Origin of the sequence: Petrocella atlantisensis, assembly GCF_900538275.1 — a bacterium.
Taxonomy (GTDB): domain Bacteria; phylum Bacillota; class Clostridia; order Lachnospirales; family Vallitaleaceae; genus Petrocella; species Petrocella atlantisensis.
This window is the reverse complement of sequence record NZ_LR130778.1, coordinates 1,913,016-1,936,267: the sequence shown is the minus strand read 5'-3', so window position 1 is coordinate 1,936,267 and position 23,252 is coordinate 1,913,016. Positions and strand designations below refer to the sequence as shown.

The 23,252-nt window shown below is 39.5% G+C and carries 18 protein-coding genes and 3 rRNA genes; 10 read left to right on the top strand and 11 right to left on the bottom strand.

Annotation, left to right across the window (positions count from 1 at the left end; all coding sequences use genetic code 11):
• Positions 1-141: 141 nt before the first annotated feature.
• From PATL70BA_RS09045 to PATL70BA_RS09005, 9 genes are all read right to left on the bottom strand, one after another.
• Positions 142-3,035, bottom strand: a 23S ribosomal RNA gene (locus PATL70BA_RS09045).
• Positions 3,036-3,673: 638 nt separating this feature from the next.
• Positions 3,674-3,791, bottom strand: a 5S ribosomal RNA gene (gene rrf / locus PATL70BA_RS09040).
• A gap of 233 nt (positions 3,792-4,024) precedes the next feature.
• Positions 4,025-5,550: ribosomal RNA gene (locus tag PATL70BA_RS09035) — 16S ribosomal RNA — on the bottom strand.
• Together the 16S, 23S and 5S rRNA genes form the textbook arrangement of a ribosomal RNA operon.
• 782 nt (positions 5,551-6,332) lie before the next feature.
• Positions 6,333-7,037 (bottom strand): CvpA family protein, encoded by a 705-nt coding sequence (locus PATL70BA_RS09030; RefSeq protein ID WP_125137063.1) that lies wholly within the window; start codon positions 7,035-7,037, stop codon positions 6,333-6,335.
• A gap of 25 nt (positions 7,038-7,062) precedes the next feature.
• Positions 7,063-8,214, bottom strand: a complete 1,152-nt coding sequence (locus PATL70BA_RS09025; RefSeq protein ID WP_125137062.1) for a DUF5711 family protein — start codon at positions 8,212-8,214, stop codon at positions 7,063-7,065.
• Between the two features lie 13 nt (positions 8,215-8,227).
• Entirely contained in the window at positions 8,228-9,661 is a 1,434-nt protein-coding gene (locus PATL70BA_RS09020; RefSeq protein ID WP_125137061.1) for a glycogen synthase, read from the bottom strand.
• A gap of 199 nt (positions 9,662-9,860) precedes the next feature.
• On the bottom strand, positions 9,861-10,376 hold the full coding sequence (locus PATL70BA_RS09015; protein WP_125137060.1) for a transcription repressor NadR: 516 nt from the start codon (positions 10,374-10,376) through the stop codon (positions 9,861-9,863).
• Positions 10,377-10,409: 33 nt separating this feature from the next.
• Complete coding sequence (locus PATL70BA_RS09010) at positions 10,410-11,822, bottom strand: sensor histidine kinase (protein WP_125137059.1); 1,413 nt, start codon at positions 11,820-11,822, stop codon at positions 10,410-10,412.
• 2 nt (positions 11,823-11,824) lie between these two features.
• A complete protein-coding gene (locus PATL70BA_RS09005) occupies positions 11,825-12,496 on the bottom strand; it encodes a response regulator transcription factor (protein WP_125137058.1) in 672 nt (223 codons plus the stop codon).
• A 199-nt stretch (positions 12,497-12,695) separates the two neighbouring features.
• On the opposite strand from PATL70BA_RS09005, the gene PATL70BA_RS09000 reads away from it, so the two are divergent.
• The 10 genes from PATL70BA_RS09000 to PATL70BA_RS08955 are packed head-to-tail and all read left to right on the top strand — an operon-like array spanning position 12,696 to position 18,842.
• Positions 12,696-13,190, top strand: a complete 495-nt coding sequence (locus PATL70BA_RS09000; RefSeq protein WP_172596179.1) for a Na+/H+ antiporter subunit E — start codon at positions 12,696-12,698, stop codon at positions 13,188-13,190.
• Positions 13,190-13,441: a monovalent cation/H+ antiporter complex subunit F gene (locus tag PATL70BA_RS17130; protein ID WP_125137056.1), complete on the top strand. Its 252-nt coding sequence runs from the start codon at positions 13,190-13,192 to the stop codon at positions 13,439-13,441. Before PATL70BA_RS09000 ends, PATL70BA_RS17130 begins: the two co-directional genes overlap by 1 nt.
• Positions 13,441-13,743, top strand: a complete 303-nt coding sequence (gene mnhG / locus PATL70BA_RS08990) for a monovalent cation/H(+) antiporter subunit G (RefSeq protein WP_125137055.1) — start codon at positions 13,441-13,443, stop codon at positions 13,741-13,743. The genes PATL70BA_RS17130 and mnhG overlap by 1 nt, the downstream gene beginning before the upstream one ends.
• Position 13,744: 1 nt before the next feature.
• Positions 13,745-14,293, top strand: coding sequence for a Na(+)/H(+) antiporter subunit B (locus tag PATL70BA_RS08985; RefSeq protein ID WP_125137054.1), 549 nt, complete (start codon positions 13,745-13,747; stop codon positions 14,291-14,293).
• A complete protein-coding gene (locus PATL70BA_RS08980; protein WP_125137053.1) occupies positions 14,290-14,547 on the top strand; it encodes a hypothetical protein in 258 nt (85 codons plus the stop codon). Before PATL70BA_RS08985 ends, PATL70BA_RS08980 begins: the two co-directional genes overlap by 4 nt.
• Complete coding sequence (locus tag PATL70BA_RS08975) at positions 14,547-14,933, top strand: MnhB domain-containing protein (RefSeq protein WP_125137052.1); 387 nt, start codon at positions 14,547-14,549, stop codon at positions 14,931-14,933. Before PATL70BA_RS08980 ends, PATL70BA_RS08975 begins: the two co-directional genes overlap by 1 nt.
• Positions 14,934-14,937: 4 nt before the next feature.
• Positions 14,938-15,288 (top strand): sodium:proton antiporter, encoded by a 351-nt coding sequence (locus PATL70BA_RS08970; protein ID WP_125137051.1) that lies wholly within the window; start codon positions 14,938-14,940, stop codon positions 15,286-15,288.
• 12 nt (positions 15,289-15,300) lie between these two features.
• The gene (locus PATL70BA_RS08965) at positions 15,301-16,896 is read left to right on the top strand and encodes a complex I subunit 5 family protein (protein ID WP_125137050.1); all 1,596 of its coding nucleotides are present in this window, start codon (positions 15,301-15,303) and stop codon (positions 16,894-16,896) included.
• A gap of 36 nt (positions 16,897-16,932) precedes the next feature.
• Positions 16,933-18,516, top strand: coding sequence for a complex I subunit 5 family protein (locus PATL70BA_RS08960; RefSeq protein ID WP_125137049.1), 1,584 nt, complete (start codon positions 16,933-16,935; stop codon positions 18,514-18,516).
• A 29-nt stretch (positions 18,517-18,545) separates the two neighbouring features.
• Complete coding sequence (locus PATL70BA_RS08955) at positions 18,546-18,842, top strand: hypothetical protein (RefSeq protein ID WP_125137048.1); 297 nt, start codon at positions 18,546-18,548, stop codon at positions 18,840-18,842.
• 94 nt (positions 18,843-18,936) lie between these two features.
• On the opposite strand, the gene PATL70BA_RS08950 is transcribed toward PATL70BA_RS08955, so the two are convergent.
• Both PATL70BA_RS08950 and PATL70BA_RS08945 read right to left on the bottom strand, forming a co-directional pair.
• Complete coding sequence (locus PATL70BA_RS08950; RefSeq protein ID WP_125137047.1) at positions 18,937-22,155, bottom strand: DUF5704 domain-containing protein; 3,219 nt, start codon at positions 22,153-22,155, stop codon at positions 18,937-18,939.
• Positions 22,155-23,213 carry an S-layer homology domain-containing protein gene (locus PATL70BA_RS08945; protein ID WP_125137046.1) on the bottom strand — a complete coding sequence of 353 codons (1,059 nt, stop codon included), beginning with the start codon at positions 23,211-23,213 and terminating at the stop codon, positions 22,155-22,157. Before PATL70BA_RS08945 ends, PATL70BA_RS08950 begins: the two co-directional genes overlap by 1 nt.
• Positions 23,214-23,252 lie beyond the last annotated feature (39 nt).

Genomic DNA, 23,252 nt, shown 5'->3' with positions numbered 1-23,252 from the left:
CCCCAACAGGGTGCCAAATTAGATACTTCGCTTTTCAACATTTATTACAAACACTGAAAACCGCATAAGAGATTGTTAACATCGATTTGTTTCACATGCACATATTTTAATCTTAAGCTCTAATCTTTATAATCACTTTCTTAGTTCAAGCCCTCGACCTATTAGTATTAGTCAGCTGAACACGTTACCGTGCTTACACCCCTAACCTATCAACCTGGTAGTCTTCCAGGGGTCTTACTCCATTTCTGGATGAGATATCTTATCTCGAGGGGCTTCACGCTTAGATGCCTTCAGCGTTTATCCCTTCCCAACATGGCTACTCTGCTATGCCTTTGGTAAGACAACAGATACACCAGAGGTCAGTCCATCCCGGTCCTCTCGTACTAAGGACAGCTCCTCTCAAATATCTTGCGCCCACGACGGATAGGGACCGAACTGTCTCACGACGTTCTGAACCCAGCTCGCGTACCGCTTTAATGGGCGAACAGCCCAACCCTTGGGACCGAATACAGCCCCAGGATGCGATGAGCCGACATCGAGGTGCCAAACCACTCCGTCGATGTGAACTCTTGGGAGTGATAAGCCTGTTATCCCCGGGGTAGCTTTTATCCGTTGAGCGATGGCAATCCCACATTCATACCACCGGATCACTAAGTCCTAGTTTCCTACCTGCTCCACCCGTCGGTGTCACAGTCAATCCATCTTATGCCTTTGCACTCTTCGAATGGTTTCCAACCATTCTGAGATGAACTTTGAGCGCCTCCGATACACTTTCGGAGGCGACCGCCAGTCAAACTCCCCACCTGACATTGTCCCCACACCAGATAATGGTGCTAGGTTAGAAACCAATACTACAAGGAAGGTATCCCAACAACGACTCACTACAGACTGGCGTCCATAGTTCAAAGTCTCCCTTCTATCCTGTACATGTAATATCGAATCCCAGTATCAAGCTAGAGTAAAGCTCCACGGGGTCTTTCCGTCCTGTCGCGGGTAACCGGCATCTTCACCGGTACTACAATTTCACCGGGCGCGTTGTCGAGACAGTGCCCAAATCGTTACGCCTTTCGTGCGGGTCGGAACTTACCCGACAAGGAATTTCGCTACCTTAGGACCGTTATAGTTACGGCCGCCGTTTACTGGGGCTTAAGTTCGCACCTTCGACTAAAGTCTAAGCACTCCCTTAACCTTCCAGCACCGGGCAGGCGTCAGCTCATATACTTCACCTTTCGGTTTTGCATAAACCTGTGTTTTGCTAAACAGTCGCTTGAGCCTATTCTCTGCGGCCTACTTGCGTAGGCACCCCTTCTCCCGAAGTTACGGGGTCATTTTGCCGAGTTCCTTAACAACGCTTCTCCCGTCGGCCTTAGGATTCTCTCCTCATCTACCTGTGTCGGTTTGCGGTACGGGTACGTATGAAGCAATAGCGGCTTTTCTTGACAGTATGGATTTAGGAACTTCTCTACTTTAATTTCGATCCGCATCACACTTCGCCTTTTAGTTGACGGATTTGCCTATCAACCAAGCTTTGTGCTTGCACTGGTTTTTCCATTCCCAGATTTCCCTATCCTTCTGTGTCCCCACAGTTCTGTTCATACGTAGTACTAGAATTTCAACTAGTTGTCCATCGGCTACGGCTTTCGCCCTCACCTTAGGTCCCGACTTACCCAAAGAAGATCAGCTTTACTTTGGAAACCTTAGATATTCGGCCGAGAAGATTCTCACTTCTCTCTCGCTACTCATTCCAGCATTCTCTCTTCTTAACTCTCCACTGCTCCTTACGGTACAGCTTCGTCGTGTTAAGAATGCTCCTCTACCAAAACACTTATCTAAATAAGTGCTTTCCACAACTTCGGTGGTGCATTTTAGCCCCGGACATTTTCGGCGCAAGATCTCTCGACTAGTGAGCTATTACGCACTCTTTGAATGCATGGCTGCTTCTAAGCCAACATCCTAGTTGTCTGTGAAATCTCACATCCTTTTCCACTTAATGCACACTTTGGGACCTTAGCTGGTGGTCTGGGCTCTTTCCCTTTTGACTATGAAACTTATCTCCCATAGTCTGACTCCTGAAAAACATCTATATGGCATTCGGAGTTTGATATGCTTCGGTAGGCTGTGAGGCCCCCTAGGCAATTCAGTGCTCTACCTCCATTAGACTATTTCAAGGCTAGCCCTAAAGCTATTTCGAGGAGAACCAGCTATCTCCGGGTTCGATTGGAATTTCTCCGCTATCCACAGGTCATCCCCGCATTTTCAACATGCGTGGGTTCGGTCCTCCATTACCTTTTACGGTAACTTCAACCTGCCCATGGATAGGTCACCCGGTTTCGGGTCTACTCACACTGACTTAACGCCCTATTAAGACTTGGCTTCCCTTCGGCTCCTGACCTTAAGTCATTAACCTTGCCAGTATAAGTAACTCGCTGGACCGTTCTACAAAAAGTACGCGGTCGCACCTTAACGTGCTTCCACTGCTTGTAAACATAGGGTTTCAGGTTCTTTTCACTCCCCTCCGGGGTTCTTTTCACCTTTCCTTCACAGTACTATGCGCTATCGGTCACTAGGTAGTATTTAGGCTTGGGGGTGGTCCCCTGCTTCACCTGGGTTCCACGTGTCTCGTGCTACTCTGGATACTGCTGGCTAAGTCGACTTTTCACCTACGGGGTTTTCACCCTCTTTGACGTGCTTTTCCAAAACACTTCGGTTAAATCTTCTTAATACCGTCCGCAGTCCACAACCCCAAAGGACTAGGTCCTTTGGTTTGGCCTCTTACCCTTTCGCTCGCCGCTACTTAGGTAATCGATGTTTCTTTCTCTTCCTTCGGGTACTTAGATGTTTCAGTTCCCCGAGTTCCCCCTGCATGGCTATGTATTCACCATGCAGTGACTGGGATCTTCCCAGCCAGGTTTCCCCATTCGGTAATCTCTGGATCATCGGCTATTTGCGCCTACCCAAAGCTTTTCGCAGCTTATCGCGACCTTCTTCGGCTCCTAGTGCCAAGGCATCCACCCTATGCTCTTATTAGCTTGAACTAATAATTTGATTATTGCAACACTTTCCTGATTATTGCTAATCCCTTCAGTCTTGCTCAATCTTTGCTTAAGATTAAAATATATTCATGTAATCGTTAAGGGTCAAAGCTATTTAGTTGAACTTTTACATATTTTCTATGTACTAGTGAAACTTAGGTTTGATTCTCTAACGATCTAATTCTGTAATTAGAAAGCGTCTTTCTTCTTACAAAGTTATATTTCGATGTCTTGTATCTTCATACATCATGACCTATGATTTATGAAGTTACTTCATATATGTTACTTGGGAGTAACACATACAGTGATTTGCTTTCGCTTATCAAGATTACAAATCACTTCAACAATATGTCTTCACTTTCGTGCTTTCATATCATCTAACGACTTGCCTTCACTACTTCTACCACGCTTTTTCATAACGCTTTAACCTCGCGTTATGCCTAAGCTGTATCCGTACGTGCTTTCAAGTCGTTTCTCTTATGCAGTTTTCAATGTTCGTAATAGCTCTACGCTATGACCCGATTACTTTTATGGGTCTAAACAAGATATGAAGCTATGAACTTCAAGCTTTGCTCCCGGTCTTTCCGGATATCTCTTATATGAATTCTCCAAAGTTGCCTCTAGAGTTCTTTGTTTTTTAAATCTGGCAGCCACCTACTTTCCCAGGTCGTCTCCAACCAAGTATCATCGGCCGACATACGCTTAACCATCGTGTTCGGTATGGGAACGGGTGTTTCCATATGTCGCATCGCCACCAGAATATTTTCTTTGATCAATCTTTGCGTTGATCCATTAACTTCGACTAGGGCTTCCCAAGCTGCGTTTTTTTCGCAGCTTGTTCTTCCTAGTCTACGTAAATGCATAAACTTTGACCACTCAACAGCAAACCAATCTATCGCTTTCATTTATCACGGTGAGGTTTTTGATCTCCATCATGTGAGCTTTGCTCACTTTTAGCTTCAGAAATAAATTTCTTCCACTTTCTTCCTTAGAAAGGAGGTGATCCAGCCGCACCTTCCGATACGGCTACCTTGTTACGACTTCACCCCAGTCATCGATTTCACCTTAGGCAGCTCCCTCCTTGCGGTTGGGTCACTGACGTTGGGTGCTTCCGACTCCGTGGTGTGACGGGCGGTGTGTACAAGGCCCGGGAACGTATTCACCGCGACATTCTGATTCGCGATTACTAGCGATTCCAACTTCATGTAGTCGAGTTGCAGACTACAATCCGAACTGGGATGGCTTTTATGGGGTTTGCTCCACCTCGCGGCTTCGCTTCCCTTTGTTACCACCATTGTAGCACGTGTGTAGCCCAGATCATAAGGGGCATGATGATTTGACGTCATCCCCACCTTCCTCCGAGTTATCCTCGGCAGTCTCTCTAGAGTCCCCACCATAACGTGCTGGCTACTAAAGATAAGGGTTGCGCTCGTTGCGGGACTTAACCCAACATCTCACGACACGAGCTGACGACAACCATGCACCACCTGTCACCTTTGTCCCGAAGGAAAGAACCGGTTAAGGTTCGGTCAAAGGGATGTCAAGACCTGGTAAGGTTCTTCGCGTTGCTTCGAATTAAACCACATGCTCCACCGCTTGTGCGGGCCCCCGTCAATTCCTTTGAGTTTCAATCTTGCGATCGTACTCCCCAGGTGGAATGCTTAATGCGTTAGCTGCGGCACCGAGGTTCGACCCCCGACACCTAGCATTCATCGTTTACGGCGTGGACTACCAGGGTATCTAATCCTGTTCGCTCCCCACGCTTTCGTGCCTCAGCGTCAATCACAGTCCAGTAAGTCGCCTTCGCCACTGGTGTTCCTCCTAATATCTACGCATTTCACCGCTACACTAGGAATTCCACTTACCTCTCCTGTATTCTAGTAAAGCAGTTTTAAGTGCAGTCCCGAGGTTGAGCCCCGGGCTTTCACACCTAACTTACTTTACCGCCTACGCACCCTTTACACCCAGTAATTCCGGATAACGCTTGCCCCCTACGTATTACCGCGGCTGCTGGCACGTAGTTAGCCGGGGCTTCTTAGTCAGGTACAGTCATTTTCTTCCCTGCTGATAGAAGTTTACGATCCGAAAACCTTCATCCTTCACGCGGCGTCGCTGCATCAGGGTTTCCCCCATTGTGCAATATTCCCCACTGCTGCCTCCCGTAGGAGTTTGGGCCGTGTCTCAGTCCCAATGTGGCCGATCACCCTCTCAGGTCGGCTACTGATCGTTGCCTTGGTGAGCTATTATCTCACCAACTAGCTAATCAGACGCGGGTCCATCTTATACCACCGGAGTTTTCACACGGCATCATGCGATGCTGTGCGCTTATGCGGTATTAGCATCCTTTTCAGAATGTTATCCCCCAGTATAAGGCAGGTTACCCACGCGTTACTCACCCGTCCGCCGCTGCCCGGTAGATCACTCATCCGAAGAATCACTCTCTACCTTCTCGCTCGACTTGCATGTGTTAGGCACGCCGCCAGCGTTCATCCTGAGCCAGGATCAAACTCTCATGTTTAATCTCTTGCTATAGAATACTCGCTGGTCTTTTTTTGACTTGAGCTTACGCTCTTGTTACTAAAAAACCAAGCTTGCTTTTGCTACATAATGAATTACATAGCGTCCGTTTTAAATTACTTTTTGATAGGTTGGTTTACTGTTCAGTTTTCAATGTTCAGGTCTTTTACAGCCCCGTGTTTCTAAGGCTTTCCTTGTTTCTTTCACTTCGTTACCTCTTGGGGCAACAGAGAGAATTATATCATCCACCATCTTATAAGTCAACACTTTTATTTATCTTTTTTTCCTCTTCTTCTTTTCCTTTTTCCTATTACTTCTTTAACACTACATATGGTGGTTTTGGCTCTTTTTACACACTTTGTGATACAAGAGCATATAACCTGTTATTAAATATGCTTCCCCATTACTATACTCGAACATAAAATTATGAGTGCAGCCAAATCTTGGGATTTATTCATTTCTTCTAATTATACTGAAGCAGTAAGTATTCATTTTTCTGGTCTTTCCCTTCGGACGATCAGGCGAAAAATGAACACTTACTACTTCTAACAGCTTAAGGTTCTTGAAAATGTTCCTCTCGGCTAAGACTAGGTTCGCATCTCATGGCCATCGCCAACATCGACCATGAAGTTCCTGGTGGAAGCCATAATCATATAAACTCTGGAAGGGTTTTCATGGGACCCCTATATAATATTTTTAATAAAAAAGGCTCTAAGCTATCAAGCTTAAAGACCTAATTGGTTATATATATAGGAATCATCTAAGATTTTTGAAGACAACACCTTACTTCAACGCGTTACCCAAATTCATAATAAAATACTGTATTGGATTATTATAATAGAAGAGTTTTGTAAAAATCGAGTTTTCTATTAATTCTGACAAAGTTTCTGTAGCCTGAATCGATATAATAAAAGATAGTGACATCGTCGTCACCCATACAATAAGGATACCAATCACAAGCCCAACAGCAAACCCACCCAACTTGTTCATGGATTTAACAATCGGAAGCCGTGTTAAAATATCTAAAACTATCACCACAGCATTTAACAAGAGGGACACAATCAAAAATACAATCAGAAAAACAAAGGCATTAACTGCCATTGTAGCAATGGAACCACTAATATAATCACCTAATCCATTGGCTTCTAATTTTTCATTGATCTCGGGTGTATTGTTTTTTTCAAGAAATCTTAAAATGTTTCCAGGTAAATTAATAGCTCCGGATACAATGACTTCTTCCAACTCTGTATCCTGGTCACCCATCAAATTCTCTATCTTAAGCAGTTCTACCGTTTTTTCACCAATCATTTGGTCAAATGAAGTATTGTTTATAATCAACCCACTGACTTGCGGTGAGATTAATAAGGTCAATACTAATGCCACTATAGTAGACGTTAGTCCAAATAAAGTTTTTACAAAGCCTTTAATCATTCCATTTATAGCGCAAAAAAGAATGATGGCTATGAGTATTATGTCTAATGTATTCATCGATAGCCTCCAATTGTCAACGGATCTAAATATCTTTTAGTTTAAGTATCTCAAAGTCATATTCATATTCAATTAAATATCGGTTATTACTAATTTCATATATACTTATTACATCCTTGTGCAAATTAGTTTCCCAGACTTTGCGTTTTCCGATGTATTTCATAACACGAGACCCTTGAATCACAAAAAGTGCATCCTCTTGCGTGGATAGATTGGTCACCGGTTCTTCAAATGTTAGTTCAATTTCAATTTCACCTTTTTTTGAAAAAACCATGACTTTTTGACTTAGAACCTCCCCTTCAGGGTTAAGCGCTTCGCCAAATTTTAGAATCAATTGCTCATTTAAAGCATCTACCTCTTCAATTTCTACATCGAGAGGTATGGACTTAATAAGCTCAGGTAAGGGATCAATATAATAAAAAGATAGAAGATTGTCCCCTATAACAACTGCATGCTCATTATCCAAAAAATTGATTCTAGCTGCTAAAGTCCCATTAAGGCGTTCATGCCCAACCACACGGTCAGTAAATTCTTCGCCCTTACCGGAAAAATCTAAAAAGGTAATCATGGACTCAATAACATGCTGTGTGACATCTAAGTGGGAAGTCATCATGCGTGATGCATCTTTTGCAACCGCAACAGAAATAGGAAATCCATCTTCTTTAAAAATAGTTCTTCTTTCAACAACCACTTTACCTTGATAATCGTACATATTTATAAAATGCTTATTGTCTTCTTCTAAAATCAGAGCTAAAAAACCAACTTCATTCAGGCTGCCACTAACAATATTGTGATTTGTCTTAATGGTTGCAATATTTCCATCACCATCAAAAATATAAGCTTCTTTCCCAGTTATATTCACCACTGCCATATAAGGTGCTTCAACAAGAAAAAGGAGCTCATTCAGATGATAAGACTTATTCCAAACACTCTTTTGATCAAAAGTGTATTTGGTTAAGCCTTCTCTTGTTGCAATATAGTAACCATCAGACATGGTTGTTATATGAGATCCTTTGAGTGTGTCCAGTTTTCCAGACCCAATAGCTTCTAGATATATTGTACCCCTGTTAATTAAATGATAGTTTGGACGTATAAACAGGCCATAAATCAATACAAAGATTAACAATGCCAGAAAAAATATAATAGGCCTAGATTTTTTTTTATCTATCGTCATCATAATCTCCTATGGATTATTGCATCAGATCATTATAAGATTCAATGTAATGACTGGCAGAATTTTCCCAAGAAAATCGCTTGTTCATGCCACGTTCAACCAACAGTTCCCAAGTGTCTTTATTATAAAAATAACTGATTGCTCTTCTTATGCTTAGTTCAAAATCTTGTCCATTATAATTCTTAAATATAAAACCGGTTCCTTCTTCAGGATTATCAGTATAGTCCACTATTGTATCCACCAAACCACCTGTCTTACGAACGATTGGAACAGCGCCGTACCTTAAGCTATAAAGTTGAGATAGACCGCAAGGTTCGAAAAGTGAAGGCATTAAAAAGAAATCACAAGCACCGTAAATCTGTCTCGCATGCTTTTGATCAAACTGGATGGTGACATTGACTTTATCTGGATATTCTTCCATCAATTCTTTTAAACGTTTTTCATAATATTTGTCACCAGAACCTAAAATCATGAATTGTACATCTTCATGTAAAAGCTGTTCCATGGCATAAATAATCAAATCAATCCCTTTTTGCTCTGCAAGTCTAGTAACGACCCCAAATAATGGTACATTTTTTTGAGGCAAATCCACTTTTTTCTGCACCAATTTTTTATGCTCCAAACGCTGTGTTCTAAAGTTTGATGCTCCAAAATTCAACAATAAAGCAGGGTCTGTTTCAGGATCATACTTATCATAATAAATGCCGTTTACAATACCTCTTATTTTATAGCTATACTTTCTAAGAATACCATCCAGCCCATAGCCAAACCAAGGTGTCTGAATCTCATTTGCATATGTTTTACTAACAGTCGTCACTAAATCACCATAGACAATTCCCGCTTTCATAAAGCAAATTTTACCATAATATTCTATGGCTTCAACCTTGAAATATCTAGGTGATAAATTAAGTGCATCAAGTGTATCTCTTTCAAAAACACCTTGATATTGTAAATTGTGTATGGTAAAAATAATCTTGATTTTATTATAGAAATCAAGGTTAGAATATTCTTCTTTTAACAGTAAACCGATTAAAGCTGTTTGCCAGTCATTCAAATGAATGATGTCCGGCTTTAAATCTAGAAACATCAGCATTTCTAAAGTAGCTTTACAGAAGAAACCAAAACGTTCACCGTCATCATCGTAACCATAGAAAGTATCACGGTTAAAGTAGTCATCATTACCAATAAAGTACGTGGTTAGACCGCCCTCTACTAAGTAATATACATCTGCTACATTGGCCTTACCACCAGCTTCTACGATAAAGCTAAAGGATTTTTTTATAGGAAAGTTTTCACTGATTCCTTTGAATTTTGGCATGACCCTCGTTGTTTCAACATTTTGAGCCATAAGGGCATAAGGTAAGGCTTCCGCAACGTCAGCCAAGCCGCCGGTCGCAGCATATGGAACGATTTCCGGTGAAACATACAAAACATTTAGCTTATCCGCCATAGCAGGTCCTCTACTTTCATATCAATCTATTTACTTAATCATTCATGCGTAGTATTTGTCGCATCTTGTTGGCTGTATGGTCAAAACTAAGTTTTAAGAAGTTAAACTAAGTTAAACTATATAGTTTTGACGCCGAACCATATTGAATATTATATCATAAATCTAATGAAGATAACAATGAATGTCCATTATATCTAATTTATTCTTCTACAAGATACCCCTTTTGGCGTAACTCATTTTCTATAACGTCTAATATACTTTCTGATTTTGCCTCTACTGTATGATAATGATTGCCTTTTGTTAGCGTCATAAGTGGAACAAACTCTTTACTTAAGGTTCTTATTAGAAAATCGTTCACTTGTCTTCTTGAACCTAGATGCATATCCACTGATATCTCACCATATGCCAGATGACTCACTATGGTGTTTAACAATAAACCGCCATTGTCTACTACAATATAGAGTTCATCCTCGATAGCATCTTCGGGATGTTTTACACAAAAAACTCTCTTATAGGTATCTGTTTTAACCTTATAAATCCGATACCCTTCAGAAGTGGATATGATTTCGACCCCTTGTGCTCTCAGCAGGGCTATGTCCTGCACAATGACCTGACGACTGACTTCAAACATCTTGGCCATTTGTGTCCCCGTTATAGCTTGGGTACTTTCCCTCAAGACTTCCATAATCCTATCTCTTCTTTCTAATCCATCCATATTTCACCTTCTCCTTTTGTCATGTGTCGTTGGCTATATTTCATCTAACGGGAATCTTATGATGAATTTGACGCCATCGGATGTATTGCGTACAAAATAACTGATCCGGTGGTGATCAAATACCTTACCTGCAACCGCAAGTCCTATACCCGTTCCTTCTTTTCCTTCACTGTTCTTACCTTTATAAAAGCTTCCAAATATCTTTGGAATATCTTCATCCTCTATGAATGGTCCGGCATTACTTATGGTAACCGTCACACAACGATCCACCAGTGACGTTTCAAACCCTATTTCTGACCCCTTATCAGCATATTTGATCGCATTATTTAGAATATTTCTTATAGCTTGTTCCAACTTAATCCGATCGCCCTTAAACATGACTGAGGTTTTTAATGATTTATAATGAAGACTTTTGTCAGATTGAATCAGAAGGGTTTGATAGGCTTCCTGTATATGATCGAAAAACTCTTTTAAATCCATGTCTTCTTTTGTAATAGAAAAAGTACCTGCTTCAAGCTCTGATAACTGTAACAAGTCTTTTATCATATGACTCATCTTATCACTTTCTTCATATATAATCTTATAGTAATCTTTACGCTCTTCCTCAGATTCAACAACACCGTCTTCAAGGGCTTCAATATAACCGTGAATAATAGACAACGGTGTTTGAAGTTCATGTGATACTTGAGCTACGAATTCTTTTCTAAGAACATCCAACGCCTTTTCTTTACTTAATTCATATTGTAATGCTTTAATTGTGGCGTCGAGCCTCGTGGCCAACGCATTGAAGGTGGCGCCTAATTCTCCAATCTCATCTTTTCTATCTTCTTCATATTGCACATCAAATTTGAGTTGACGTAGCTCATTTGCCATTAATGTGAGTCTTTTAATGGGACGGGTCATATTTGTAGATATAACACCTGCCATCAACATCGCAATAATCAAGATAATGATACCCACATAATTCATAAAGGCACTAATGGCTTCTATCGTCTGGTCCATTGCCGTTATCGGAATTTGTAACATGACGACACCGTCACTTGAAAGACGTTCACTATAGACGAGCCACCGTGTTTCTTTGACCGGATAGTTGGTCTCAAGGACGTAGGCCTTAACTCCATTCACTTCAATGTTTTTTATAATTTTTCCCTTTGAATATTTTAACACATCCTCATCCGATATAACAATACCTGCTTCTGCGTCATATATACTGATTTTACCTTCAAAATTATAACCTAAGTATTCAAAATCTTGAATTCTGTCTATGGGTGATGGACTCACTTGAATAATGGTTTCAATCTGTTGTATGGTTTTTTGCATAGTAGTTACTTTCTGTCTGTAGTAATAAGGTTCAATAAAAAACTCCATACTCAACCACAAAATCAAAAAAATAATAAGGACTAGTCCTAAAAAAGCTATAAATAACTTACCCCTAATTGTTTTCATATTTACACCTCAAACCTATAGCCTACACCTCTTACGGTTTGTATACGATCACCTTCAACGCCCATTTTCTTTCTTAGTCGTTTTATAACCGTATCCACTGTCCGATCGTCTCCGAAATAATCAAATCCCCAAACTCTATTAAGTATCTGTTCCCTTGATAGTGCTTGATTGGCATTGTCTACGAAGTACATTAAGCAATCATATTCTTTTGGGCTGAACGTCATATCTTCTCCATCAACCAATATGCGTCTTGCACCTGTATCAATCGACAATACACCAAATTGCATTTTTTCATTAGTGGAAGTTACGTTGGTTCTTTTTAACAAAGCTTTTATCCTTGCCATCAACTCTCTCGTACTAAAAGGCTTTGTGACATAGTCATCAATACCAACCTCAAATCCTTGAAGTTTATCGTCTTCTGCTGACCTTGCCGTTAACATAATAATCGGAACTTGACTTGTTTTTCGAATTTCTTTACTCACTTCATAGCCGTTCTTAAAAGGCATCATGACATCCAGAACCACTAAATCAATGGTTTCAGTATCAAAGATTTTTAGCGCTTCTACACCGTTAGAAGCTTCATGAACATGAAATCCTTCTAAAAACAAATATTTTTTTATAAGCTTTCTTAATTTTTCTTCATCCTCAACAATCAGAATGTTTATCTGATACATTCCATCACTTCCATTTTCTATTTAATATTCATTTCTTGTGCATTTTAACTATCTCTACTATACCAAATTATTGTGACAAAATTATGACGAAATTTGTCCTTTATTTCAACGTTATTTTGTGTTATATTGATTGAACTAAACCATATTTTTTGTTAAAATAGGGTTGACTGATAACCGACTGATGAAGGGAGAAGTTATTATGAAGTATATACGACCGTATTGGGACACTGCGCTTGCCCTTTTACTTTTATGGTGTATTATGAACGGTTCCTTTGGACTATCTACTCTCATATCGGGTTCTATTGCCTCGCTTATTACCGTCATCATGGTGCGACTTTTATTCTCTAATAATGATCATGTTAAAAATTATCGTGTCCCCCTCTATCTTTTCTTGTGGTTTTTTTTCGTCTTAATTTATCAAATCATCAAATCTGCCATCTCGACAGTCATCTCAATATCAAAAAATAATATAGATCCAGTGATTATTGAACTCGACACATCTATCAATAACCACTGGTTTCAATGTCTTGTGGCAAATAGTATAACCTTAACACCAGGTACGGTTACCATTGATAAGACCGATCACCATCTCGTGATATTATGGCTCTATCCAACCACCCATGATAAAAAAGCACAGGCTGGTGCTATCTTTGGTCCTTTTGAAAGGATACTTAAGAGAGGAGACAACTACTAATGTCATATTTGATGTATGCTTTGTTACTCTTGTCATTACTATGTCTTCTTCGGGTGCTTATTGGTCCAACCATTTGGGACCGCATTCTAGGCTTTAATCTTTTTTCAGCTATATTTATTCTTATCATTTTACTTTATACTGTCACTGAAAACCAGTCCTATCTAATAGATGTGGCTTTGGTTTACACCCTTCTTGGTTTTATTAGTATTGTATTTATTACAAGGTTCTTGCAAAAGAAAGGGGATATATAATGGCACTTCATGAAATCTTAGGTATGGTTTTTATTACCATTGGTATCCTATTTATAATCATTGGTATATTCGGTTTATATCGTTATAAAGATTTTTATACGCGTGCAAGTGTTTCATCCTTAATTGATAGTGCAGGCTTTTTGTTCATATCCTTTGGTATCATTTTGTATAAGGGAATATCTACTTTTTCATTAAAAATATTTTTTTTAATTTTGTTAACCTTACTGCTCAACCCCTTAGCCAGCCATTTTACTGTTAGAGGTGCCTATTTAAGTGGTCATAGACCTAGGAAGGAGCACTGACATGCTGTACATTGTTCTATTCTTGATGATTGTTTTCGCCATAGCATCCATTCAAACCAGCAGTTTGAGACATGCCGTTATTTACTTATGCGTCTTCTCGTTACTATGTTCTTTTGCTTATGTGCTCTATCAGGCCCCTGATGTCGCTATGGCAGAGGCTGTTATCGGTTGTACTTTGTCAACCGTTTTGTATCTGGTTGCCATAAAAAAATACCGTGTTTTTCGCGTATATTATTCTGGACATGTTACTTTACTTGAAAAACAACCTGAATTTAATGTTCTTAAAAATAATCTCACAACAATGATGGACAACTTTTTAAGAGAGCATGAGCTTGAACTCGATTTGATAGACACTAAAGAAACCTTTGATGAGATCCATGGTAATCATGATTATGACGTCATAGTTGAGCATGACAATAAGGGCATAACTATGTTCGGTTCCCAGTCTAATTATCTCTATGACGGATTGGTAACCTATCTTATTGATCATAATGCTTTTGATATTGATTACGAGTACATTCTTGAGGAAGAAGGGGATGAACTTCTATGAGACGTAAAATCACTGCTGCTTTTATTATCGGCATATTTCTACTTATTATTTCTGTAAATGTTATACCTCTTGAGACGAGTACGGATCTATTTCATTACTATATAAATAATTTCAAAGCAGATACGGGGGCTGGGAATAGTGTCACTGCCATCTACCTAAACTATCGTCTCTTTGATACTTTTTTTGAAACCTTACTCTTACTTGTATCGGTTATTGGTATCATTTATTTTTCTAGACATGAAGGTGATTATTAATGGGAAAACATTCAGAATTGTTTGCACAAACTATGGGGCTTGTATACCCCATCATCATACTTTATGGTTTTTATATCATCTATAACGGACACCTGACACCTGGTGGTGGTTTTCAAGGTGGTGCTATTCTAGCCGGTGTTTTTACCATTCAATATCTAACGACAGATACTAAAAATGTTAGTCTTGATATACTTAACCGTGTTGAAAAAACCATTTATCTGTTGTTATTGCTTACCGGTATTCTGATTGTATTCTATATGAATCAGGAACTTACCCTTATCCAAAAAAGCTACTATCTTCTACTGATGAATACCCTAATTGGTGTAAAAGTCAGTTGTGGTTTAACCGTAATTTTTTATCGATTTGTTCTTTTTGAAAGTAGGTAATTCTATGGAAAGATTATTTAACGGCGAGTCCATCAGTATCTTACTCTTCCTTATTGGTGTCTATGGACTACTGGCAAGACGGAATATTATTAAAACGGTTATTGCTTTGGCCATTATGCAGTCCGCTATCATACTCTTTTTCTTAACCATCAATTACGAGGATGGACGCATTCCGCCCATTGGAGATGTAACCATACATACTGCTGTAGATCCTGTACCACAGGCCTTAATGATTACAGCAATTGTTATTGGTGTGGCTGTTACTGCCGTAAGTCTGACTATGTTTATAAGCTTATATCATCATTACGGGACTACAAATTGGTTAAAGGTCATCAATAAAAGGCGTGAAGATTAGACGAGGTGATATATGTCATTATTTTGGTTAGTCGTTCTCCCTATCATAACGGCATTAATTGGTTATTTAAGTCATTATAAAAGAATTTATATATTAGTCGGTATTGCCCAGCTTTGTACTTTAGGCGTGGCACTCTTAACATTTATTCAGGTTATTACATCCGGACCAATCACTCAGGCACTAGGTGATTACCAAGGATCTATCGGAATCAATCTGGTTGCTGATCCCATCAGCAGTTTTTTTGTGGTTCTTACTTGTTTCTTATTTACGGCCATGTTATTGTTCAACTACCATAAATCATATATGAACCGACTTTTCTTATTTCTTTTCCTAACTCTACAAGGTTTAATTGTTGCTGTTTTTCTATCCAATGACCTATTTGATATTTATACTTTGCTTGAGGTTTCGACGGTCGTTGTAAGTATACTCATTATGTACAAAAGAGATAGCCAGTCCATTTATGACGGTATGGTTTATCTCTTAACCAATCTTGTTTCAATGGCATTTTTTCTATTTGGACTTGGCTATATTTATAAGATATTTGGCACTTTAGATCTTACCGCATTAAAAGCTGCCATACCTTATGTTGAAAATACAGATACCTTAATACTACCTTATGCCTTTCTTATTACAGCTATTGGACTTAAATCTGCGTTAATGCCTTTATTCAGTTGGTTACCACGGGCACACGGAACCCCTTCAGCACCTTCAATAGTTTCAGCAGTTTTATCCGGTATTTTTGTCAAGGGCGGTGTCTATTTATTCATACGGTTCCAAGATACTTTTAAATTGGGCCTAGATACCTCCCACATTTTTCTATTAATAGGTTTTGCAACCGCTGTAATCGGTTTTATTTTTGCTTTGTCACAGACGGACCTCAAATTACTCTTAGCTTATTCTACCGTCAGCCAGATTGGACTTATTGTTTTTGGCCTCTCACTTGGTTCAGATTATAGTTATTATGGTGCTGTCTATCATATCATGAACCATGCTGTTTTTAAGGCGACCTTATTCTTGACTGCCGGTATGATTATTGAGAAATATGAAACTAGGGATATTCGGAAAATCAAAGGGCTTTTTAAACGCATGCCTTTTGTAGCCATAATTGTGGTCATCGCCATCATGGGTATAACCGGTGCCCCTCTTTTTAATGGTAGTGTTTCAAAATCTCTCATTCAAAAGGGTATCTCTTATCAATCTTATCTGGAATACGGACTCCTCTTTATTAACCTTGGAACCATCATCACCTACATTAAGTATGCTACTATATTAACCGGTAATCAGCAGAAGGGTCACTCTGTTAGATGGAATCAAAAAGTTGCTTTAAGCGTATTAGCTTTTGCCTGTATTTTAGGTGGGCTCTTGGGTCAGTGGTTTGTTGGCATCCTTTTTGACTTAGATATAGATTTAAGTTTCTCGGATCTTGTAAATAAAGGCGGTGTCTATTTAATAAGCCTCCTTATAGGGTATATTTTCTTCAAATATTGGTATCCTAAGATACATTTTTTTAAGACTATGCGTGAAATCGAACTCAGCTTTAATGAAATCATCTTTACGATTGTTTTTTTCTTTGGAAGTTTTTTGAGTTTTTTACTTGTTACTTATTAAGGTTGAGGTGTCAAAACTAGGGCAAGGAGGCGCAAAATGTTTTTATTTTGGTTGGTTCTATTACCTATACTTTCCTCAATAGTTGCTTATTTGAACAAACGTCAACTTACCGGATATTTACTTGCTCTCACCCAATTGTTATTGTTTCTCATGGCTTTATATACCGCCTTTAATGTCTACACTTTTGGTGATATCCTCTACAGTTTTGGCGATAATACGATAGATATGGGTATCAATCTGGTAGCAGACAAAATCAACATTATATTTATCCTTTTGTCATGCATCTTTTTCCCCATTATGTTGCTTTTTAATTATCACAAGTCATATATGAACAAACTCTTCCTCTTTCTTTTTTTAGTACTTCAAGGTCTAATCAATGGTATCTTTCTATCTAATGATTTATTTAATTTGTATGCTTTAATTGAAGTTTCTACAATCACCGTTAGCATACTTATCATGTACAAAAAAACCAGTCATAGTATTTATGACGGTATTTTATATTTACTTATTAATCTTGTATCTATGGCTTTCTTCTTACTTGGTGTCGGATATATCTATAAGATTTTTGGAACGCTTGACCTGACCCTCATTAAACATCAGTTGACTTATGTTGTGAGTGTACCCAGTTTGATTCTACCCTATACGTTGATCATAACACCGATTGTCTTAAAGTCAGCATTGTTACCCTTACCAAGAGCACATGGTACACCTTCTGCGCCTTCCATTGTGTCCTCAGTGCTTTCCGGTATATATGTAACCAGTAGCCTTTATCTCTTCATTAGAATTCAGGATACTTTTTCCTCTGCAATTCATACCGATTCACTTTTTCTGAGTTTGGGATTCATAATTTCCATACTCGGTTTTATCTTGGCCCTTTCTCAAACGGACTTACGCTTAATACTGACTTATTCAACAATCAGTCAGGTTGGACTTATTGTTTTCGGTCTTTCATTATCATCCGATTATAGTTATTATGGTTCTATTTACCACCTTCTTAGTCATGCTATTTTTAAGTCGACTCTTTTTCTAACTGCTGGTATGATTATTGAAGAATATGATACTCGGGATATAAGAAAAATAAGGGGACTCTATAAGCGTATGCCTTTTGTAACAATTATTATATGTTTTGCACTCCTTGGTATTAGTGGTGCGCCACTATTTAATGGTAGTATTTCAAAGTACTTAATCAAAAAGGGTAGTGGTTCCATCCAACTATTGGAATATGGTCTTATTATCATCAATATTGCAACCATTACTTATCTGATGAAATACACCTCAATGTTTTTTGGTAATTCTAAGAAAGCAAAAACACCGCCTTGGAATCAGAAAATAGCACTTATATCTTTGGCTGGATTATGTCTTCTTGGCGGTATTGGCGGCCAGTTTTTAATTAATTGGCTTTTTGATCTTAATATTCAAATTGAAGCTCTGCAATATGTAGAGAAGTCCTTAGTTTATTTTATGAGCTTAGGTATGGGTTATCTATTCTATGAATATATTTATAAGAGGTACCATTTCTTCCAAACCATTCGCCAACTTGAATTAAGCTTTAACGAGCTCATTCTAATCATTACATTGTTCTTTACAGGATTACTCTCTTATTTGCTACTTGTACAGTAAAATACTACTTTAATGAAATGAGGATTATTATGTATCGTTTATGGGGAAAAATTATGATAGATAGTCGATTCCGGTCTGACTATGTTTTTGAACTTGAAGATGGGGACATTGCAAGTCCGACTAGTTTAAAAAAGGGTCTGGAATTCTTGACTTTGCATTTTGATATTGAGATGCCTATGTGGCTATCTGATAATGAAAAAGACTATGCACGCTTTAGAAAAACTCGGTTCTATAATGATCATTTTATCGAAACCATTGATTTTGATTATTTTGAGATTGAGGTCATTGAGGATAAGAAGAAAAAGCATAAAAAGGGTGATTTTTAGTAACGCTTGTGTTTCTTACTAAGACAAAGAGTCTTGAGTGCATATCCTATGCCCTAAGACTCTTTTCAGTTCTACTCTTTATTTTAATTTATGATTATCGATAATGGCCACTGGCCCTACGATCCACATGGTAGAAGACCACATCCCCTTCCATTAGGCTGATACCGGCTATGTTTGTTTTATAGCCTTCTTTTGCCCATGCGTTGCCAAGATCTGCTGTTTTATAGGTGTTATAGGCCTCTAGGGTCTCTAGGTCTTTTAAGCTCTTGATGTTGTGATAGCCTTTTATGTCAAAGTTCACAGCGATATAACCTTTTGTAATAAAGGGGGCTTCTCCTATTTTTAGACGGCTGTATGTGGATAGATTCAGTCCCTTTGGTACAACCACCGTTTGGCTTGGTAGATAGAATTCTCCATACCATTTCTGTCTTGCTTCTAGAATGAGACTTTGGGGCAGTTCTTTAGGGCTCTGACTGCTGGTACCGATATAAAGCTTTTGGGCTTCTGTTAACAGCAACTTGTCTTTATAGGCCAGGTCTTTTTGATACTGACCGGTGAAGATCTTTAGATAGTCGGCTTCTGTGAAGCCGTTGTTTCTTTTCTGGGCGCTTAGGACTTTGACGGTGTTTTGTATGGTTTCTTCTTGTAGCTTTCTTGCCGGATCGTTGAGGACCATGGTGTTTGTCATGGTGTCTTTGTCACTGCCAAGCTTTATAAAGCCTTGGCTTGTTTCATAGTACAGATCCACCGGCTGTCTTGTGCCACTTTCATCTATGTGATTATAGCTTGGGGTGATGAGTAGGATATCATCATTACCGGTCATGTCACCGTTGGTTTCTAGGCTAAAGCGAATCTTGTACCCCAGCTTAACGGCTTGATCTGACATGCCTTGTTGGTTGTTTTTACCGGCCATGACCGGTAAATCTGCTGCTCTAAAGGTGCTGTTTGCTTGTTTGAAGTGGTCTACCCAAGCCGGATCGGTGATGCCTGTGATGGTGAAGTTCGAAAGTGTACCTGAGAGCTCTACAGGTATTTCTGCTACGGCTTTATAGGCCTCTATGTCTTTGTTGTAAGCGAAGTTATGAGGGGCTAAAAGACTTGGCAGGTTAATGGGCAAACTTCTGAATTGGACCTGTCCGGTGGTGGTTTCTCGGTTATGACTGGGCAGATAGTATGTAGCTTCTGCGTTTGTATTTGTATTTGTATTTGTGTTTAACTTTACATCATGCCATATGCCTGCCGGTATGAAGGTTCCGGTATCATCTGTGCCGGTATAGACATCAAAGCTAAACCGCACTTGTTTGTTTGAGGTGGTCTTCTCATAGCTTCTGTTGCCATAGCCGGGTATATTCAGGTGCTGTCCTGTGGCTGGGTAACTTAAGGTGAAGGCTTCTCCTAGTACGAGCTGGGTTTTGTTTCTTTCCGGTCTTAGGGTCAATACGTCTTGTAGCTGGGTGGTGATGGTAGGATAACAGACCACCGGTGTGTGTACGGTAACTGGGTTACCTGGGATGTGGGTGATATGGGTCTGTGGCCTTGCACTGTTTATGTCGTAGTTTAATTGATAGACCAGTTCTGCTCTTGAAGGCTGGTCTTTTTTGTTGGCTAGGGTACTTAAGATGATCTGACCTGTGGCATATAAGGTTTCGGGTTTGGTTTTTGGTGCCGGTGGTAAGGGTTCAGGTACGGTGATGGTTTTGGCGTTTATGGTGATTTGTCCGTCTTTGGTGACGTAGTGGTCAATCATGGATTGGGCTTTGCCCATAAAGTTATAGCCTTTGGTGACTTTTCCTACAGAAGCACTTCTGTTGGTCGGGTGCTTTAGGATGACGCCCGGACTATGACTGGTGGTGACCTGATAGTTTTTGGGATATAAGGTGATCTTTTCGTCTTTTAGACCGTAGTTATAGATATGTGCTTTATCAATGGTATAGAGGTAGTAGTTGTCTATGTCCAGGTAACTATAGCTTCTACTGACGTTGATGCTTCTTGAAAAGGAGGTCTCTGTTCCGTCTTCTTCTTCATAGCTGCCGCTGATGGTGGCGACGAAGGTCTTGGTGCCTTCTACGGTCTTTGGAGTATAACCGGCTCTATAACTGTCACCACTTAGATGGGCATATAAGGCTTCTCCTGTTGGGATGCCTTGTGTTACATCAAAGATCTCTTTGCCTCTTGCTACAGAGCCGATGACCAGGTCCCCTATACCTGGTAGGACACTCATGTCACCCGGTAGGGTGATGTCTTCTACCACCGGTGTGATATGATGTTCTACCCTTCGTACTTCTGGGTTACCCTTTACTTTGACTTCTAGGGTGATGGTGGTGGCCGCTTCTATCTGAAGTTCTAGACCTGCTGCCTTGATGCTTAGATGATCATAAGGGGTGGTATCTTCGTGATGGAGACTACCGTTCACCAACCATCTTAGAGACTCGGTCACTTCTTCTTTGCCTATGTCCGTGGTGTTAAGGAGGCTGATGGGTAGCGGACGTTCTTCTGCTAGAACCACATCATCGGTATGATCCATACCATCATAGAGGATCTTAAAGTCAGGGACAAAGTGGTAGAGTGGGTTTAGGGTGATACTGGTGTACCAATCTCCGTTACTGTGCCACAGGCGGACAACCCCTCTTGAAACCTTGGTGGGTGGTATGATGATACCGGCACGACCAAGCCATACATCGGTACCTTCTGCCTTTGCCATATCCTCGTCAAAGAGTGGTCCATATTTGACTTTTAGAGCTGCGATGATCTGATTGGCCAGTTCATCTCGGTCGGTTGGGGTGAGGGCATCTTTGTAATTGAGAGAAAGGTAAGATGCGAGGGCTTTATTATTTTTCAAAAATATTTCCGGATTTTGTACCCATTTCCACCTGCCCATAATCTGTGTTTTAGGTACACTATCTGGAGTATAATAAGGATTAGGCACCGGTTCCGGCATGATATTATAACCAATGAATTCCCACTGACTGTTAGGAATATCTTGATAGGCCTGCAGCTCATTGATGAACTTATATTTTCCTGATGGTGCCTTTGTTGAGAATATGCCATATTCCTGCCATATATCTTCGTTAGCATCGATTTCTACAAATTTATTTATTTCTGCATCGTAAATTCTATAAAAAAAGTAATCTCTATCCATCAATTCATTCATCTCAATATTAGCATCTTTTAAAGCTCCCTCTAAATTCATTTTCGGCTTAAAAATATCAATAAAATTGGTTGTCTGACTTGCGTACGATGTTTTAACCTCTGATAGATTAATAAGTAAAATCGAATAAATTATCATAATTGATAATATTACTATCTTCTTCATTATTCATACCACATTTGAACTGTAACATCCAAGGAACGTTCAAATTTTGACCCTTTCAATTGCCTTTCATCAACTATTGCTATTTTATAATTGTCCATACTGTACCATTTATACTCTTCATCTAACAATACACGCCAACCTTCTTTGAACCTAATATAATCCATAAGTATCTTGACATTTTCCGGTTCTAATCTTCTTAGTAAAAGTCGTTCTAAATCTTTAAGTTGGTCTACAGGTTTTCCATTTTCTGTATATTTAATAATAACGCCTAAATGATCATCCCAATCATAACTACCATGTTTGTCATAATAAATTTTATCACTTTCAATCATACTCAAGTCTGCTGCAATGTTCTTCTCATCACTTTCTTTAACCGGATCCACCCATAGCTTACCACCTTTGAAGTGGTCGGCGTAGTTGGTGCCTTTGCTTGTATAGGGTTTTCTTGCACCTTTATCAATGATACGCCTGATGACCGCTATACCTTCGGCCCTTGTTAAGGTCACCTCTGGCTTGAAGGTACCATCGGGATACCCTGTAATGATGCCCAGTTCATAGACTTTCAACACATTTTCTTTATGTTTGCCCTCTACCATATAACTATCTATGAGAGACCCTTCTATTTCTTTTGTCTTGGTATAACTTGTGGTCTCAAGATCTTCTATGGCACGACTGACTAAGGTGGCCATCTCTTCTCGGTTAATCCTTCTTCTATAGTTATCAAAATCACCCGACTGAACATAACCAAGTTCTATGGCCTTATCGATGTGGTTCTTAGCCCAATAACCTTCTTCATCCTGTAGAATGTTATGTCCAGCTGCTACAACCAGACACTTGATAAACTGGTCCACTTGGAGAGGATTCGCTGGCTTGAATGTTCCATCGGGATAGCCTTTTAGAATATCTCTTGAATCTGCACTGATGTGACTAAGATCCGCTTTAAACCAATCTTTATCACTTACATCCGTGTAGGATGCTGCTTGGACTGAGTTACTCACCAGTCCGACCACCAAGATGATTGTTGTTAGTAAACTTTTAGTCATCATTTTATTCTTCATTTTTATACGCCCCCATACTTAAAATTTTAGAAATTTATT

What these genes read in the sequence shown, in the direction of transcription:
- PATL70BA_RS09030 (WP_125137063.1), bottom strand. Translation starts at nt 7,037, where the DNA reads ATGAATACATTAGACATAATACTCATAGCCATCATTCTTTTTTGCGCT.
- PATL70BA_RS09025 (WP_125137062.1), bottom strand. Translation starts at nt 8,214, where the DNA reads ATGATGACGATAGATAAAAAAAAATCTAGGCCTATTATATTTTTTCTG.
- PATL70BA_RS09020 (WP_125137061.1), bottom strand. Translation starts at nt 9,661, where the DNA reads ATGGCGGATAAGCTAAATGTTTTGTATGTTTCACCGGAAATCGTTCCA.
- PATL70BA_RS09015 (WP_125137060.1), bottom strand. Translation starts at nt 10,376, where the DNA reads ATGGATGGATTAGAAAGAAGAGATAGGATTATGGAAGTCTTGAGGGAA.
- PATL70BA_RS09010 (WP_125137059.1), bottom strand. Translation starts at nt 11,822, where the DNA reads ATGAAAACAATTAGGGGTAAGTTATTTATAGCTTTTTTAGGACTAGTC.
- PATL70BA_RS09005 (WP_125137058.1), bottom strand. Translation starts at nt 12,496, where the DNA reads ATGTATCAGATAAACATTCTGATTGTTGAGGATGAAGAAAAATTAAGA.
- PATL70BA_RS09000 (WP_172596179.1), top strand. Translation starts at nt 12,696, where the DNA reads ATGAAGTATATACGACCGTATTGGGACACTGCGCTTGCCCTTTTACTT.
- PATL70BA_RS17130 (WP_125137056.1), top strand. Translation starts at nt 13,190, where the DNA reads ATGTCATATTTGATGTATGCTTTGTTACTCTTGTCATTACTATGTCTT.
- mnhG (WP_125137055.1), top strand. Translation starts at nt 13,441, where the DNA reads ATGGCACTTCATGAAATCTTAGGTATGGTTTTTATTACCATTGGTATC.
- PATL70BA_RS08985 (WP_125137054.1), top strand. Translation starts at nt 13,745, where the DNA reads ATGCTGTACATTGTTCTATTCTTGATGATTGTTTTCGCCATAGCATCC.
- PATL70BA_RS08980 (WP_125137053.1), top strand. Translation starts at nt 14,290, where the DNA reads ATGAGACGTAAAATCACTGCTGCTTTTATTATCGGCATATTTCTACTT.
- PATL70BA_RS08975 (WP_125137052.1), top strand. Translation starts at nt 14,547, where the DNA reads ATGGGAAAACATTCAGAATTGTTTGCACAAACTATGGGGCTTGTATAC.
- PATL70BA_RS08970 (WP_125137051.1), top strand. Translation starts at nt 14,938, where the DNA reads ATGGAAAGATTATTTAACGGCGAGTCCATCAGTATCTTACTCTTCCTT.
- PATL70BA_RS08965 (WP_125137050.1), top strand. Translation starts at nt 15,301, where the DNA reads ATGTCATTATTTTGGTTAGTCGTTCTCCCTATCATAACGGCATTAATT.
- PATL70BA_RS08960 (WP_125137049.1), top strand. Translation starts at nt 16,933, where the DNA reads ATGTTTTTATTTTGGTTGGTTCTATTACCTATACTTTCCTCAATAGTT.
- PATL70BA_RS08955 (WP_125137048.1), top strand. Translation starts at nt 18,546, where the DNA reads ATGTATCGTTTATGGGGAAAAATTATGATAGATAGTCGATTCCGGTCT.
- PATL70BA_RS08950 (WP_125137047.1), bottom strand. Translation starts at nt 22,155, where the DNA reads ATGAAGAAGATAGTAATATTATCAATTATGATAATTTATTCGATTTTA.
- PATL70BA_RS08945 (WP_125137046.1), bottom strand. Translation starts at nt 23,213, where the DNA reads ATGAAGAATAAAATGATGACTAAAAGTTTACTAACAACAATCATCTTG.